The 15,798-nt window shown below is 61.0% G+C and carries 15 protein-coding genes; 12 read left to right on the top strand and 3 right to left on the bottom strand.

The features are described from left to right. The first annotated feature begins 10 nt into the window (after positions 1–10). Positions 11–1,294, top strand: coding sequence for a glutamate-1-semialdehyde 2,1-aminomutase (gene hemL / locus AC1RS8_RS19705; RefSeq protein WP_489339278.1), 1,284 nt, complete (start codon positions 11–13; stop codon positions 1,292–1,294). A gap of 224 nt (positions 1,295–1,518) precedes the next feature. Beyond that, positions 1,519–2,073, top strand: a complete 555-nt coding sequence (locus AC1RS8_RS19700) for a tetratricopeptide repeat protein (RefSeq protein ID WP_057713169.1) — start codon at positions 1,519–1,521, stop codon at positions 2,071–2,073. Positions 2,074–2,203: 130 nt separating this feature from the next. On the opposite strand, the gene AC1RS8_RS19695 is transcribed toward AC1RS8_RS19700, so the two are convergent. Next, positions 2,204–2,533, bottom strand: a complete 330-nt coding sequence (locus AC1RS8_RS19695) for a DUF1820 family protein (protein ID WP_008052403.1) — start codon at positions 2,531–2,533, stop codon at positions 2,204–2,206. Between the two features lie 134 nt (positions 2,534–2,667). Here AC1RS8_RS19695 and miaB point away from each other — a divergent pair, with 134 nt between their 5' ends. From miaB to lnt, 5 genes are all read left to right on the top strand, one after another. Then, positions 2,668–3,996, top strand: coding sequence for a tRNA (N6-isopentenyl adenosine(37)-C2)-methylthiotransferase MiaB (miaB, locus tag AC1RS8_RS19690; protein WP_015096961.1), 1,329 nt, complete (start codon positions 2,668–2,670; stop codon positions 3,994–3,996). A gap of 224 nt (positions 3,997–4,220) precedes the next feature. Next, positions 4,221–5,228 (top strand): PhoH family protein, encoded by a 1,008-nt coding sequence (locus AC1RS8_RS19685; RefSeq protein WP_008022966.1) that lies wholly within the window; start codon positions 4,221–4,223, stop codon positions 5,226–5,228. Beyond that, complete coding sequence (ybeY, locus tag AC1RS8_RS19680) at positions 5,221–5,715, top strand: rRNA maturation RNase YbeY (RefSeq protein ID WP_057713168.1); 495 nt, start codon at positions 5,221–5,223, stop codon at positions 5,713–5,715. The genes AC1RS8_RS19685 and ybeY overlap by 8 nt, the downstream gene beginning before the upstream one ends. Before the next feature lie 5 nt (positions 5,716–5,720). Then, entirely contained in the window at positions 5,721–6,560 is an 840-nt protein-coding gene (locus tag AC1RS8_RS19675) for a CorC family transporter (RefSeq protein WP_046028710.1), read from the top strand. 8 nt (positions 6,561–6,568) lie between these two features. Continuing rightward, positions 6,569–8,092 carry an apolipoprotein N-acyltransferase gene (gene lnt / locus AC1RS8_RS19670; protein ID WP_489339279.1) on the top strand — a complete coding sequence of 508 codons (1,524 nt, stop codon included), beginning with the start codon at positions 6,569–6,571 and terminating at the stop codon, positions 8,090–8,092. 48 nt (positions 8,093–8,140) lie between these two features. Here the strand turns inward: lnt and AC1RS8_RS19665 are convergent, their stop codons facing one another. After that, positions 8,141–8,902 carry a YdcF family protein gene (locus AC1RS8_RS19665; protein ID WP_090451588.1) on the bottom strand — a complete coding sequence of 254 codons (762 nt, stop codon included), beginning with the start codon at positions 8,900–8,902 and terminating at the stop codon, positions 8,141–8,143. 104 nt (positions 8,903–9,006) lie between these two features. Continuing rightward, positions 9,007–9,327, bottom strand: coding sequence for a hypothetical protein (locus AC1RS8_RS19660; protein ID WP_057713165.1), 321 nt, complete (start codon positions 9,325–9,327; stop codon positions 9,007–9,009). Positions 9,328–9,608: 281 nt separating this feature from the next. On the opposite strand from AC1RS8_RS19660, the gene leuS reads away from it, so the two are divergent. The 5 genes from leuS (at position 9,609) to AC1RS8_RS19635 (ending at position 15,742) form a co-directional block, all read left to right on the top strand. After that, positions 9,609–12,215, top strand: a complete 2,607-nt coding sequence (gene leuS / locus AC1RS8_RS19655; RefSeq protein ID WP_057713164.1) for a leucine--tRNA ligase — start codon at positions 9,609–9,611, stop codon at positions 12,213–12,215. An 87-nt stretch (positions 12,216–12,302) separates the two neighbouring features. Further along, entirely contained in the window at positions 12,303–12,908 is a 606-nt protein-coding gene (locus AC1RS8_RS19650) for an LPS-assembly lipoprotein LptE (protein ID WP_057716557.1), read from the top strand. A 39-nt stretch (positions 12,909–12,947) separates the two neighbouring features. After that, positions 12,948–13,985: a DNA polymerase III subunit delta gene (gene holA, locus AC1RS8_RS19645; RefSeq protein ID WP_489339280.1), complete on the top strand. Its 1,038-nt coding sequence runs from the start codon at positions 12,948–12,950 to the stop codon at positions 13,983–13,985. A gap of 208 nt (positions 13,986–14,193) precedes the next feature. Next, entirely contained in the window at positions 14,194–14,358 is a 165-nt protein-coding gene (gene arfA, locus AC1RS8_RS19640) for an alternative ribosome rescue factor ArfA (RefSeq protein WP_003228536.1), read from the top strand. A gap of 61 nt (positions 14,359–14,419) precedes the next feature. Then, positions 14,420–15,742 carry a lytic murein transglycosylase gene (locus tag AC1RS8_RS19635; protein ID WP_218497959.1) on the top strand — a complete coding sequence of 441 codons (1,323 nt, stop codon included), beginning with the start codon at positions 14,420–14,422 and terminating at the stop codon, positions 15,740–15,742. Positions 15,743–15,798: the final 56 nt, after the last annotated feature.

Genomic DNA, 15,798 nt, shown 5'->3' with positions numbered 1-15,798 from the left:
GAGCCCGATCATGTCTCGTTCCGAAACGCTGTTTGCCAATGCCCAGAAACACATTCCCGGTGGCGTGAACTCGCCGGTTCGCGCGTTCAAGAGCGTCGGCGGCACGCCACTGTTCTTCAAGCACGCCGAAGGCGCCTACGTCACCGACGAAGACAACAAGCGTTATGTGGATTACGTCGGTTCCTGGGGTCCGATGATTCTCGGCCACAGCCACCCGGACGTGCTGGACGCCGTGCGCAAACAGCTTGAGCACGGCCTGTCCTACGGCGCCCCGACCGAGATGGAAACGCAGATGGCCGACCTGGTCTGCTCCCTCGTACCGTCGATGGAAATGGTGCGCATGGTCAGCTCCGGCACCGAAGCGACCATGAGCGCCATTCGCCTGGCCCGTGGCTTCACCGGCCGCGACAGCATCATCAAGTTCGAAGGCTGCTACCACGGTCACTCCGACAGCCTGCTGGTCAAGGCCGGTTCCGGCGCACTGACCCAAGGCGTACCGAGCTCGGCCGGTGTACCGGCAGCGTTCGCCAAACACACCCTGACCCTGCCGTTCAACGACATCGACGCGGTAGAAACCATGCTCGCCGAAGTCGGCCAGGACGTGGCCTGCATCATCGTCGAGCCAGTGGCCGGCAACATGAACTGCGTGCCGCCGGCACCGGGTTTCCTCGAAGGCCTGCGGACCCTGTGCGACAAGCACGGCGTGGTGCTGATTTTCGACGAAGTGATGACCGGTTTCCGTGTCGCCCTCGGCGGTGCCCAGGCGTACTACGGCGTGACGCCGGACCTGACCACCTTCGGCAAGATCATCGGTGGCGGCATGCCGGTTGGCTGCTTCGGCGGCAAGCGCGAAATCATGCAGCGCATCGCCCCGCTGGGCCCGGTGTACCAGGCCGGCACGCTGTCCGGTAACCCGCTGGCGATGGCCGCCGGCCTGACCACCCTGCGCCTGATCAGCCGCCCGGGCTTCCACGCCGAGCTGACCGACTACACCTCTCGCCTGCTCGACGGCCTGCAACAGCGCGCCGATGCGGCCGGCATTCCGTTCGTGACCACCCAGGCCGGCGGCATGTTCGGCCTGTACTTCAGCGGTGCCGACGACATCGTCACCTTCGATGACGTCATGGCCAGCGACGCAGCCCTGTTCGGCCGCTTCTTCCACCTGATGCTCGAAGGTGGCGTGTATCTGGCACCGAGCGCATTCGAAGCCGGTTTCACTTCGATCGCCCACGGCGAAGCTGAACTGAAGCTGACCCTGGACGCCGCCGAGCGCGCCTTCGCGGCCTTGAAGTAACGTTCAAATGCTGACGCTGGCCCTTGCCAGCGTCAGCTTTCGCCTACGCTCCCACGATTTTTCCTACTCATCTGCTAATAATCCCCCGCAAAGTGGGCGATAAATTTCCCGTGCAGCAGAAAAACGAGTAAAGACTTTGTAAGGTTGGCCCTGCTTATTTCATAATGCGCGCTTATTGGATCCCTCGATGGGTCCGCGCGCCCTTCAGAGGTAAGTCGATTCCCATGAACCGCACCGGCCGCACCCTTGCACTGGGCTGCCTGTTGCTTCTTCAGCCCCTGCTCGCGCACGCACAAGCAGGCGGCAACTCGTTGTTAATCCCAGCGATGGGTCGCTGCACCCTCAATACCCAGCCGCAAGACCTGGAACAGGCGCTCGCCGCCTGCCAGAAAGCGTCGGAAGAAGGGGATGCGCAAGCGCAATACGAGTTGGGTGAGTTCTACTACGAAGGCAAAAACACGCCGCGCGACCTCAATCAAGCCCTGAGCTATTTCGAAAAAGCCTCGCTGCAAGGCCACGCCCAGGCACAATTCAAACTCGGCACCATGTTCTTCCACGGCGAAGGCGTGCCGGCCAATAACGTTCAGGCGTACATCCTGCTGAAGATGGCGGCGGTCAACGGCGCCGAAGAGGCCCTGGACACCGCCGACGAAGTCACCGAAAAGATGCCCCGCGAAGAACTGGAGCTTGCTACCCAGGTGCTCGGGCAAATCTTCCGTAAATACCTGATGGAATTGCAGAGCGCCGATGGGCGTACGCCGTTCGCGCCACTGCCCTGACTTCCGTGTTGTTCTGACTGGCCCAATCGCGAGCAAGCTCGCTCCCACATCCGACTGCATTCCCATGTGAGAACTCGGTCAACTGTGGGAGCGAGCTTGCTCGCGATTGGGGGCGACCCGGTCTTGAGCCTTACTTCTCAGGCATCGGCATCGGAAACGGCATGACATTGCCGACCGCGCCACGGGCTTCGCTGATTTTCGGTGTTCCCATTCGCTCGACTTCATCGATACGCACGATCGAATGCATCGGCACAAAACTGCGCACTACGCCTTCGAACTGAGCCTTGAGCTTTTCTTCGCTCGGATCGACGACCACTTGCGTGCGCTCGCCAAAGACGAACTCTTCCACTTCCAGAAAGCCCCACAGATCACTTTGATAGATCTGCTTGGCGTACATTTCGAACACCTGGCCCTGATTGAGGAAAATCACCTTGTAGATTGGAGCTTCACGTTTGGTCATGGTGGGCGAAACACATCGGGGGATAAAAATGAGGGCGCGAACTATAGCATAGCCATCGGACGCGCAGCGGTAGGAACCTGGGTACATGTTCCCTATAATGCGCGGTTCTTTGAATCACGTGATGACTCTATTCCATGGCCAAGAAGCTTTACATCGAAACCCACGGTTGCCAGATGAACGAGTACGACAGCTCGCGCATGGTCGATCTGCTGGGCGAACATCAGGCCCTGGAAGTCACCGCTCGCGCTGAAGACGCCGACGTGATCCTGCTCAACACCTGCTCGATCCGCGAACGTGCCCAGGATCGTGTCTACTCCCAGCTCGGCCGCTGGCGCGAACTGAAGCTGGCCAACCCGGACATGGTGATCGCCGTCGGCGGTTGCGTGGCCAGCCAGGAAGGCGCGGCCATTCGCGATCGCGCGCCGTACGTCGACGTTGTCTTCGGCCCGCAGACCCTGCACCGCCTGCCGGAAATGATCGACGCCGCGCGCATCAGCAAGCTGCCGCAAGTCGACGTCTCGTTCCCGGAAATCGAAAAGTTCGACCACTTGCCCGAGCCCCGCATCGACGGCCCGAGCGCTTACGTGTCGGTGATGGAAGGTTGCAGCAAGTACTGCACGTTCTGCGTGGTGCCCTACACCCGCGGTGAAGAGGTCAGCCGGCCGTTCGACGACGTGATTGCCGAGATCATTCACCTGGCCGAAAACGGCGTGCGGGAAGTGACGCTGCTGGGGCAGAACGTCAACGGCTATCGCGGCCTCACCCATGACGGGCGCCTGGCCGACCTGGCCGAGCTGATCCGCGTGGTCGCTGCGGTCGATGGCATCGACCGCATCCGCTACACCACGTCGCACCCGCTGGAGTTCTCCGACAGCCTGATCCAGGCCCACGCCGACGTGCCGGAGCTGGTCAAGCACCTGCACTTGCCGGTGCAATCGGGCTCGGACCGCATCCTCGCGGCGATGAAACGCAACCACACCGCGCTTGAATACAAATCCAAACTGCGCAAACTGCGCGCCGCCGTGCCGGGAATCTGCATCAGCTCGGACTTCATCGTCGGCTTCCCCGGCGAGACCGAGAAAGACTTCGAGCAAACCATGAAGCTGATTGCCGACGTCGGCTTCGACTTTTCCTACTCGTTCGTCTACAGCCAGCGCCCGGGCACACCGGCCGCCGATCTGGCCGATGACACGCCGGAAGAGCTGAAGAAAGAACGTCTGAATGCCCTGCAGCATCGCTTGAACCAGCAAGGTTTCGAGATCAGCCGACAAATGGTCGGCTCGATCCAGCGAATCCTGGTGACCGATTACTCGAAAAAAGACCCGGGCGAGCTCCAAGGCCGGACCGAGAATAATCGTATCGTCAACTTCCGCTGCGACAATCCGACCCTGATCGGCCAGTTCGCGGACGTGCACATCGATGCCGCGCAGCCGCACTCGCTGCGGGGCTCGCTGATCCAGTAACACTGCATTCCACTGTGGGAGCTTTTGTGGCGAGGGGGCTTGCCCCCGCTGGATCGCGAAGCGGTCCCAAGATTTTGCGACTGCTTCGCAGTCGAACGGGGGCAAGCCCCCTCGCCACAGTTTAAGTGCCAAATTCCTGCATCTTATTTAAGAGCTTTCGCACCCACGCCACTGGCGCTATCCTTGAACTCATCACCATTGCCCCAGGGCGGCTAAATACGACCTTGAACGCACCCATAGAACCACATCGTTTCATCCTCGAGCCTTTTGAAGCTCGCCGCTTCGCCAATCTGTGCGGGCAATTCGACGAGCATTTGCGCTTGATCGAACAGCGCCTGACCATCGAGATCCGCAATCGCGGAAACCAGTTCGAGCTGATCGGCGAACCCAAACACACCACCTCCGCGGAAAACCTCCTGCGCCGCCTGTACCGGGAAACCAAGGGTACCGAGCTGTCGCCGGACATGGTGCACCTGTTCCTGCAGGAATCGGCCGTCGAGCAGCTGGACAACCACTCCCCCGCCGAACCGTCCGTCGCCCTGCGCACCAAGAAAGGCATGATTCGCCCACGCGGCTTGAATCAGCTGCGCTACGTGAAGGAAATCCTCGGTAACGACATCAACTTCGGCATCGGCCCGGCCGGTACCGGCAAGACCTACCTGGCTGTCGCCTGCGCGGTGGATGCACTGGAGCGCGAGCAGATTCGCCGCATCCTGCTGGTTCGTCCGGCGGTCGAAGCGGGTGAAAAACTCGGCTTCCTGCCCGGCGACCTGTCGCAAAAAATCGACCCGTACCTGCGCCCGCTCTACGACGCGCTCTACGAAATGCTCGGCTTCGAATACGTCGCCAAGCTGATCGAGCGCCAGGTGATCGAAGTCGCGCCGCTGGCCTACATGCGCGGCCGCACGCTGAACAACAGCTTCATCATTCTCGACGAAAGCCAGAACACCACGGTCGAGCAAATGAAGATGTTCCTGACCCGGATCGGCTTCGGCTCCACGGCCGTCATCACCGGGGACATCACCCAGGTCGACCTGCCACGCGGCACCAAGTCCGGCCTGCACCACGTGATTGAAGTGCTCAAGGATGTGCCGGGGATCAGCTTCACCCACTTCCAGCCCAAGGACGTCGTGCGCCATCCACTGGTACAGCGCATCGTCGAAGCCTACGAGCGCTTCGAAACCAAAGCGGCCGATGATGCCGCCGCCAAGGATAGCCGCCGCGATGCTTGAGCTTGACCTGCAAATCGCTACCGAAGCCTGCGCCCCCAGCGAGGCCGAGTTCCGCCAGTGGTGCGAACTGGCCCTGCGCCAGCGCACCGCCGACTCGGAGATGACCATTCGTCTGGTCGACGAAGCCGAAGGACGCGAGCTGAACCACACCTGGCGGCAAAAGGACTACGCAACTAACGTCTTGTCATTCCCGGCCGACGTGCCGGATGAGTTCCTCGACATCCCGCTGCTGGGCGATCTGGTGATCTGCGTGGCCGTGGTCGAGCGCGAAGCCGCTGAACAGGGCAAGGAGCTCAAGGCCCATTGGGCGCATCTGGTGATTCACGGCTGCTTGCATCTGCTTGGTTACGACCATATTGATGACGAAGAAGCCGAAGAAATGGAAGCACTGGAACGAACGTTGCTTGCAGAACTGGGCTTTCCCGATCCGTACGCGGACGACGAAACCGACGCATTCCCTACCGAAACAACAAAGGATTCAGAGTAATCGCTATGAGCGAAGATCGATCGAGCAACGGGCAGAAGTCATGGCTGGGTAAACTCACCCAGGCTTTTGCCCACGAGCCGAAAAACCGCCAGGAGTTGCTGGAGCTGCTGCGCGATGCACACCAGAACAAACTGCTGGACAGTGAAGCGCTGGCCATCGTCGAAGGCGCCATCCAGGTGGCTGACTTGCAGGTCCGGGACATCATGGTCCCGCGCTCGCAGATGGTCAGCATCAAGGCGACCCAGACACCGCGCGAGTTCCTGCCTGCCGTGGTCGACTCGGCCCACTCCCGCTACCCGGTGATCGGCGAAAGCCATGATGACGTGATGGGCGTGTTGCTGGCCAAGGACTTGCTGCCGTTGATCCTCAGGGAGAACGGCGACAGCTTCAACATCAAGGACCTCCTGCGCCCAGCCACCTTCGTGCCTGAGTCCAAGCGCCTTAACGTGCTGCTGCGCGAGTTTCGCGCCAACCACAACCACATGGCCATCGTCATTGACGAGTACGGCGGCGTGGCAGGCCTGGTGACCATCGAAGACGTGCTGGAACAGATCGTCGGCGACATCGAAGACGAACACGACGTCGAAGAAGACAGCTACATCAAGCCGCTGCCCAGCGGTGATTTCCTGATCAAGGCCCTGACACCGATCGAGAATTTCAACGAATTTTTCGACAGCGAGTTCTCCGACGACGAATTCGACACCGTTGGCGGCCTGGTGATGAGCGCGTTCGGGCATTTGCCAAAACGTAACGAAATCACGGAAATCGGCCCGTACCGCTTCCGCATCCTGAACGCCGACAGCCGTCGGATTCACTTGCTTCGCCTGACGCCCATTGCTCGCTAAGGATTGAAATGCGCTGGACAACCCGCCCCGGCTGGCCCGGTAACCTGCTGGCCGTGGCGGCCGGTGCAATCACCACTCTGGCCCTGGCGCCGTTCGATATCTGGCCACTGGCACTGCTCGCCGTAGGCCTGTTCTATGCCGGCTTGCGCGAACTGAGCCCACGTCAGGCCTTGGGTCGCGGCTGGTGTTTCGGTTTCGGCCTGTTCGGTGCCGGCACCAGCTGGATCTACTACAGCATTCACCACTTCGGCGGCGCGTCGGTATTGCTGGCCGGTTTCCTGATGCTGCTCTTCACGGCGGCAATTGCCTGGTTCTTTGCCCTGCCCGCCTGGATATGGGCGCGCTGGCTTCGCCGAAATGAAGCGCCGCTGGCCGACGCCCTGGCCTTCGCAGCGCTGTGGGTCGGCCAGGAAGCCTTCCGCGGCTGGTTCCTGACAGGCTTCCCGTGGCTGTATTCCGGGTACAGCCAGCTCGATGGCCCGCTGGCCGGGCTCGCGCCTGTCGGCGGGATGTGGCTGATTTCCTTCACCCTGGCCCTGACAGCTGCATTGATCTACAACGGCTTTCGCCTGGTTCGCACGGGGCGCAAAGGCTTCATCGCAGCCGGTGCATTGCTGCTGGTCGGGCCATGGCTGCTCGGCATGGCCCTCAAACATCATGCCTGGACCAGCCCTTCAGGCCCGCCACTGAGCGTCGCCGCCATCCAGGGCAACATCGAACAAAGCATGAAGTGGGACCCGACGCAGCTCAACGCGCAACTGGCGCTGTATCGCGACATGAGTTTCAGCTCCAGGCGAGTCGACCTTCTCATCTGGCCGGAAACGGCGATCCCGGTGCTCAAGGAGTCCGCCGAGGGCTACCTGAACATGATGGGCAGCTTCGCGGCCGAGCGTAAATCGGCGCTGATTACCGGCGTCCCGGTCCGCATGGAGGTCCACCACGAGAAGCGCTTCTTCAATGGCATCACCGTTGTCGGCGAAGGCGACGGCACCTACCTCAAGCAAAAACTGGTGCCGTTTGGTGAATATGTTCCGCTGGAGGATCTGTTGCGCGGGCTGATCGCCTTCTTCGATCTGCCGATGTCGGACTTTGCCCGCGGACCATCTGACCAGCCGCTGCTGCAAGCCAAGGGTTATCAGATCGCGCCGTACATCTGTTATGAAGTGGTGTACCCGGAATTCGCCGCCAGCCTCGCCGCCCGCAGCGACCTGTTGCTGACCATCAGCAACGACACCTGGTTCGGCACCTCCATCGGTCCGCTGCAACACCTGCAGATGGCGCAGATGCGTGCGCTGGAGGCTGGCCGCTGGATGATCCGCGCCACCAACAACGGCGTGTCCGGCCTGATCAACCCGTTCGGTCAGATTACCGATCAGATCCCGCAGTTCGAACGCGGCATCCTGTATGGCGAAGTGGTGCCGATGCACAACCTCACGCCGTACCTGGAATGGCGTTCGTGGCCATTGCTCATTCTCTGCGTGTTGTTGTTTGGCTGGGCGCTGGTTGCGAGCCGGATGGCGAAGACTGTCTGAAATCATTTGTGGCGAGGGAGCTTGCTCCCTCGCCACAGGGATTAGCGCTCAACGATAGAACAACGAATAACCGATCTGCCCCACCGCCTCGTTCATCAACTGCCCGTTCTGCCAGATCGCCTTGTACTCCGGCATCCAGCCTCCCAGTGGCCGCGCATTGTCGCCGCTCAGAAACCCTACCGGCGCCGGCACCACCTCAAACCCGGCCTTGCGGAAGCTCCAGACCGCTCGTGGCATATGCCCGGCATGAGTCACGAGCACCACACGTTTGATGCCCTGTGGTAGCAACACCTGGGCGCTGAACTGCGCATTTTCCCAGGTCGTGCGGCTGTGTCCTTCCTGCCAGCGCACGGTCACGCCAAAATCGTCGCGCAAGGAATCAGCCATCATCTGCGCTTCGCTTGGCGGAGTGCCGTAATGCAAGCCGCCGCTGGTCAGTACCGGCAGGCCGGAAGCCTTGGTCAGTCGCGCGGCAAAGCGCTGGCGCTCCAGGCCTACACCCGTGGGCTGGTCGGCACCCCAGGCCACGTCACCGCGCTCGCGCCCGGAACCAAGGACGACGATGGCGTCCGCGCGCTGCCCCAGCACTGCCCATTCGTCGCGGGCCAGCGGTGGCTCGCGCTCGAGCAGGCGGGCACTCCACTGCACCACCACCGGCAGGCTCATCAGCCAAAGACCACCCAGCCCCAGTGCAAAGCACACACCGGCGAGCCTTGGCCTTGAGCGGCGCAACCACCAGGCAAGCAAAAGCAGCAGCAATAGAATGCCGGGGGGTAAAAGAAGTTGTTTTACAAAGTAACGAAAAGGCATCGAGCATCTCCTGGAGATGCCCGAAGCCTAAGTGGGTTAGCGCAATGCGACAATCAATACAGAAGAACTATGCTTCAAAAAACCTTGGAGCACCGCTCTGCGTCTTATTTGAACTGCAAAGACCGGACCTTTACCGCGTCTCTGCCGGGAACCTTGTCCTTGAGCCAGATGATCTTGGCCGAACGTGGTGCGTCGAGTTGCTTTATCGCCTCTGACAAGCATCCGTGCGTCTCACGCTCACTGCGATCCAGATACGCCTTGATCAATGCAAACTCTGCGGAGCTCAGGCCACGCAGTTCCAGTTCCAGAGGGCGTACGTCGCGCAACCGGCCAGCAGTTCTTGCCGCTTCCAAGGCCAGGGCCAAACGATCGATCAGCCTTTCGTACAGCTCCGGTTTTGTAGCTTTTTGCTGTGACTCAACCATCCCTCACCTCATTGGAAGATAAGACCTACTCCCCAGTTAGAGCTTAGCTTCCATGAACAAACCGGCTGAGCGCCGCGACCAACGGCCCTCGCGGCGGTTTTTGCGGGACGCGCGGCAGCAATCAGGGTTTCCCTCGGTAGAGCGCGGTCATGTATGCTACGGCGCTTCCTGTAACTCCACTTCCAGCTCGGCTGGACATCGAAAACGCCAATGCGGCGTGATCAGCGTCCAGCGTTGCATTGAAGAGGATTAGGCCACCCCTATTCAGTTCAAAAGTAGCCATGCACGAACAATATCAGCCCCGTGAAATCGAAGCCGCCGCCCAGTCGTTCTGGGACGAGCAAAAGTCCTTTGAAGTCAGCGAACAGCCAGGCAAGGAGACTTACTACTGCCTGTCGATGTTCCCTTACCCCAGCGGCAAGCTACACATGGGGCACGTGCGCAACTACACCATCGGCGACGTGATCTCCCGCTACCAGCGCATGCAAGGCAAGAACGTTCTGCAACCCATGGGTTGGGACGCCTTCGGCATGCCGGCGGAAAACGCCGCGATGAAGAACAACGTAGCGCCCGCCAAGTGGACCTACGAAAACATTGCCTACATGAAATCCCAGCTGCGCAGCCTGGGCCTGGCGGTGGACTGGTCGCGTGAAGTGACCACCTGCAAGCCCGATTACTACCGCTGGGAACAATGGCTGTTCACCCGCCTGTTCGAAAAAGGCGTGATCTACAAAAAAAGCGGCACCGTGAACTGGGACCCGGTCGACCAGACCGTCCTGGCCAACGAACAGGTGATCGACGGTCGCGGCTGGCGTTCCGGCGCGCTGATCGAAAAGCGCGAAATCCCGATGTACTACTTCAAGATCACCGCCTACGCGGATGAACTGCTGGAGAGCCTGGACGAACTGACTGGCTGGCCTGAACAGGTCAAGACCATGCAGCGCAACTGGATCGGCAAGTCCCGCGGCATGGAAGTGCAGTTCCCGTACAACGTCGATTCCATCGGCGAAGCGGGCGCGCTGAAAGTCTTCACCACCCGTCCGGACACCCTGATGGGCGCGACCTACGTCGCCGTCGCCGCCGAGCACCACCTGGCTACCCTGGCCGCACAGAACAACCCTGAGCTGCAAGCGTTCATCGCTGAATGCAAGGGCGGCAGCGTTGCGGAAGCCGACGTTGCGACTCAAGAGAAAAAAGGCCTGCCGACCGGCCTGTTCGTTGAGCACCCACTGACCGGTGAAAAGCTACCGGTATGGGTCGCCAACTACGTGCTGATGCATTACGGCGACGGCGCGGTCATGGCTGTTCCTGCCCACGACGAGCGCGATTTCGAATTCGCCCACAAATACAACCTGCCGGTCAAATCCGTGGTGCGCACCAGCTCCGGTGACAGCAACCCGGCGCCATGGCAAGACGCCTACGGCGAGTACGGCACGCTGATCAATTCCGGCGAGTTCGACGACCTGGACTTCGCGGGCGCCTTCGACGCTATCGAAGTCGCGCTGATCAAGAAAGAACTGGGCGCCTCGCGTACCCAGTTCCGTCTGCGCGACTGGGGCATCAGCCGCCAGCGCTACTGGGGCTGCCCGATCCCGATCATCCACTGCGGCACCTGCGGTGACGTGCCGGTACCGGAAGATCAACTGCCTGTCGTGCTGCCGGAAGACGTCGTACCCGATGGCGCCGGTTCGCCACTGGCGCGCATGCCCGAGTTCTACGAGTGCAGCTGCCCTAAATGCGGCCAGCCTGCCAAGCGTGAAACCGACACCATGGACACCTTCGTCGAGTCCTCGTGGTACTACGCCCGCTACGCCTCGCCGCACTTTGAAGGCGGCCTGGTGGAAAAATCGGCGGCCGACCACTGGCTGCCGGTGGATCAGTACATCGGCGGTATCGAACACGCGATTCTTCACCTGCTCTATGCGCGCTTCTTCCACAAGCTGATGCGCGACGAAGGCCTGGTGAGCTCCAACGAACCGTTCAAGAACCTGCTGACCCAGGGCATGGTGATCGCCGAGACTTACTATCGCCGCGAAGCCAATGGCGCTTACACCTGGTTCAACCCGGCGGACGTCGAGCTTGAGCGTGACAGCAAGGCCAAGGTCATCAGCGCCAAGTTGAAAGCCGACGGCTTGCCGGTGGAAATCGGTGGCACCGAGAAGATGGCCAAGTCGAAGAACAACGGTGTCGACCCACAGTCGATGATCGACCAGTTCGGCGCAGACACCTGCCGCCTGTTCATGATGTTCGCCTCGCCACCTGACATGAGCGCGGAATGGTCCGACTCCGGCGTCGAAGGTTCGCACCGTTTCCTCAAGCGCGTCTGGCGCCTGGCTCAAGCCCACGTCACTCAGGGCCTACCGGGCAAACTGGACGTCGCCAGCCTGAATGACGAGCAGAAAGCCGTTCGTCGCTCGATCCACCTGGCCATCAAGCAGGCCAGCCAGGACGTCGGCCAGAACCACAAGTTCAACACCGCCATCGCTCAGGTGATGACGCTGATGAACGTACTGGAAAAAGCCGCACAAACCACCGACCAGGATCGCGCACTGATTCACGAAGGTCTGGAAACCGTGACGCTGCTGCTGGCTCCGATCACGCCGCACATCAGCCACGAGCTGTGGAATCAACTGGGTCACGCCGATCCTGTGATCGACGCCGGTTGGCCGGTGGTGGATGACAGTGCGTTGGTACAGGACAGCCTGCAACTGGTGATTCAGGTCAACGGCAAGCTGCGTGGCCACATCGAAATGCCGGCCAGCGCCAGCCGTGAAGAAGTCGAAGCCGCCGCCCGTGCCAACGAGAACGTGCTGCGCTTCGTCGACGGTCTGACCATTCGTAAAGTGATCGTAGTGCCCGGGAAACTGGTCAATATCGTCGCCAGCTAATTGGATCAGGCGCCAGGTGAGCCTGGCGCCGAGTAAAACCTTTCGGGCCGCTTGATCGGCCCACATGGTTTCAAGGGGAGCAACAAGATGATCAAACGCAATCTGCTGGTGATGGGCCTCGCGGTTCTGCTGAGCGCCTGCGGTTTCCAGCTGCGCGGCACCGGCACCAATGAACTGGCGATCAAGGAACTCGACCTGAGCGCCCGTAACGCTTATGGCCCAACCGTTACCCAGTTGCGTCAGGTACTGATTGGCAGCGGCGTCAAGGTCTATACCGGCGCTCCTTACAAGCTGGTACTGACCAATGAACAGGAAAGCCAGCGCATCCTCACCTACGCAGGTGCCGGTCGTGCCGGCGAGTACCAAGTCACCACCGTGTTGAGCTACGACATCCGTGGTCGCGGCGATCTGCCCCTGTTGAGCGACAAGCTTGAAGTGCAGAAGATCTATATGCACGACGGCAACAACTTGGTGGGCTCTGACCAAGAAGCTGAAACGGCCCGGACAGAAGGCCGCCGGGAGTTGGTTCAACGCATGATGCTGCGCCTGGAACAACTGAGCCCCACCCAACTGGACCAGTTGCAGCAGACTGCCGAAGCCAGGGCCAAGGCTGATGCCGCGGCGCTGGAAGCGGCAAAGAAGGCTGAAGCGGAAACCCCGCGTCAGTCGCCTGTCGAACTGCCACAGCAGTAAGACTTACGGGGCGCCTGTGCGCCCCGTTCGCCCTCTCTTATGAAGCTCGCCCCCGCCCAACTCGCCAAACACCTGCAAGGCGCCCTTGCGCCGGTCTATATCATCAGCGGCGATGACCCGTTGTTGTGCCAGGAGGCGGCCGATGCTGTTCGCACTGCCGCCCGCCAACAGGGATTCGATGAACGCCAGGTGTTTGCCGCCGACGCCAGTTTCGACTGGGGGACGCTGCTGCAAGCCGGTGCCAGCATGTCGCTGTTCGCCGAAAAGCGCCTGCTGGAACTGCGCCTGCCGTCCGGCAAACCCGGCGACAAGGGCGCTGCCGCGCTGATCGAGTACTGCTCGCGCCCGGCCGACGACACCGTGCTGCTGATCAGCTTGCCGAAACTCGATGGCAGCGCACAGAAAACCAAGTGGGGCAAGGCGCTGGTCGAAGGACAACAGACCCAGTTCGTGCAGATCTGGCCGGTCGATGTCGCCCAACTGCCAAGCTGGATCCGCCAACGTTTGTCCCAGGCCGGGCTTTCCGCCAGCCAGGACGCCGTTGAGCTGATCGCGGCACGGGTCGAGGGCAACTTGCTGGCCGCCGCCCAGGAAATCGAAAAGCTCAAACTGATGGCCGAAGGGGGTCAGATCACCGTTGAAACCGTGCAGGCTGCGGTGGCCGACAGTGCGCGCTTCGACGTCTTTGGCCTGACCGATGCGGTTCTCAATGGTGAAGCAGCCCATGCCTTGCGCATGCTCGAAGGGTTGCGCGGCGAAGGCGTCGAGCCGCCGGTGATTCTCTGGGCCCTGGCCCGAGAGTTGCGCCTGCTGGCCAATATTTCGCTGCAATACAGTCAGGGCACGCCGCTGGACAAGGCTTTCAGCCAGGCCAAACCTCCGATCTGGGACAAACGAAAACCCTTGATGAGCAAAGCCCTGCAACGCTACTCGGCGCAACGCTGGGCGCAATTGCTGCTCGAAGCACAGCGCATCGACGCGCAGATCAAGGGCCAGGCGGCCGGTTCGCCGTGGATGAGCCTGAGCCGGCTGACGTTGTTGATGGCCGGGCAACGCTTAACCCTACCCGCTGAGTAACCCCCCCCCTGTACGAGCGAGCTTGCTCGCGATGGTCGTTAAAGATAACGCAGACTTTCTGATTTAACGCAGCGCCCTCAAGTGCTTCGCGAGCAAGCTCGCTCCTACAAAGAACGGCGTTTTTTCCGACAGCCACCGGGACTAGACAGCCCCTCAACTTCGGCCGATGATTTGCCCCGCAAAAACCACTCACTTGCGAGGCACCATCATGAGCAAAAAGCCATCAAAGCATGGCCCCAACAAGGCCAAATCCATCATCGCCCAGCCATTGTTCCGCAGCCGCCAGGAACGCCCCACCAAGGGCAAAGGCAGCTACCGCCGCGAAGCCTTCCAGTCTGACAGCTGGGAGGCTTCTTACTTTCTGGCAGCGTAAAGCAGAACCCCCCTTCAACATGTTAAGGTCTGTACCTGATTCGTATTCCCTGGACCCGTGCATGCCTTTTTGTCTTCCCCATCGTTGGCACTTACGCCAATTGATCGCTGCCTCCAGCCTTGTTTTGCTTGTCGCCTGTGCGGAAAAACCGACCGCAGCCGACGCTCAGCCGCTTCAGACACTTCCTGTCGCTACCGCCCCGGCGGTTGTTCCGCAGGTGGTTCCGACGGGTGAGAACCTCGACATCCAGCCTACCCAGACATTTGCCGAATGGCAGGCGGGTTTCCGCAAGGATGCCCTGGCCGCCGGTATCCGCGCCGATCTGTTTGATCGCGCTTTCGCCAATGTCAGCTTCGACCCCAGTGTGATTCGTGCCGATCGCAGCCAACCGGAATTCGCAAAACCGGTGTGGGAATACCTCGATGGCGCGTTGTCGCCGCTGCGGGTACGCAAAGGCCAGTCACTGATCGACCAGTACGCCGACATCCTGCAAGGCATCGAGCAGCGTTATGGCGTTGATCGTCAGGCGCTGGTGGCCGTGTGGGGCATGGAAAGCAATTTTGGCCAGTTCCAGGGCAGCAAGTCGGTGATCAACTCGCTGGCGACCCTGGCCTACGAAGGCCGCCGTCCCGGCTTCGCCCACGCGCAATTGATCGCGGCCCTGCAAATCCTGCAACAAGGCGACATCGAACCCGAAAAGATGCTCGGTTCCTGGGCCGGCGCCATGGGCCAGACCCAGTTCATCCCGACCACCTACAACACCCACGCCGTCGATTTCGACGGCGACGGCCGTCGCGATATCTGGAGCAGTTCGGCTGATGCCCTGGCCTCGACCGCGCATTACCTGCAAAGCTCCGGCTGGCAGAGAGGTCAGCCGTGGGGCTTTGAAGTCCAGCTGCCGAGCGGCTTCAACTACGTACTGGCCGATGGCACGATTCGCAAGAGTGTTGCCGAGTGGCGCCAACTGGGCGTTACGCTGCCCAACGGTGGCCAAGTCCCGGCAGGCTCGGAGCAACTGTCTGCGGCACTGCTATTGCCGGCTGGCTACCGCGGCCCGGCGTTCCTTGTGCTCGACAACTTTCGTGCGATTCTCAAGTACAACAATTCGTCGTCCTATGCCCTGGGGGTGAGCCTGTTGTCCGAACGCTTCAATGGCGCAGGCTTGATCAGCGGTACGTGGCCAAAGGATGACCTGCCTCTGAGCCGTACCGAGCGGATCGAGCTGCAAAGCCTATTGAGCGCGCAAAACTATGACGCCGGCACCGCCGACGGGATCATCGGCGCCAACACCCGCAAGGCTATCCGCAGCGCCCAACAGTCGTTTGGCTGGCCGGCAGATGGGTATCCGACGCACAAGTTGCTCGAAGGACTGCGTAACCGCTAAAAGCATCGCGGGCAAGCCCGCTCCCACAGGTTCAGGGACGTTCACATGATTTGTGT

The organism is Pseudomonas sp. GW821-FHT12A04, from assembly GCF_058807755.1.
The sequence above is the reverse complement of the archived record's forward strand: the minus strand, read 5'-3'. Positions and strand labels throughout refer to the sequence as shown.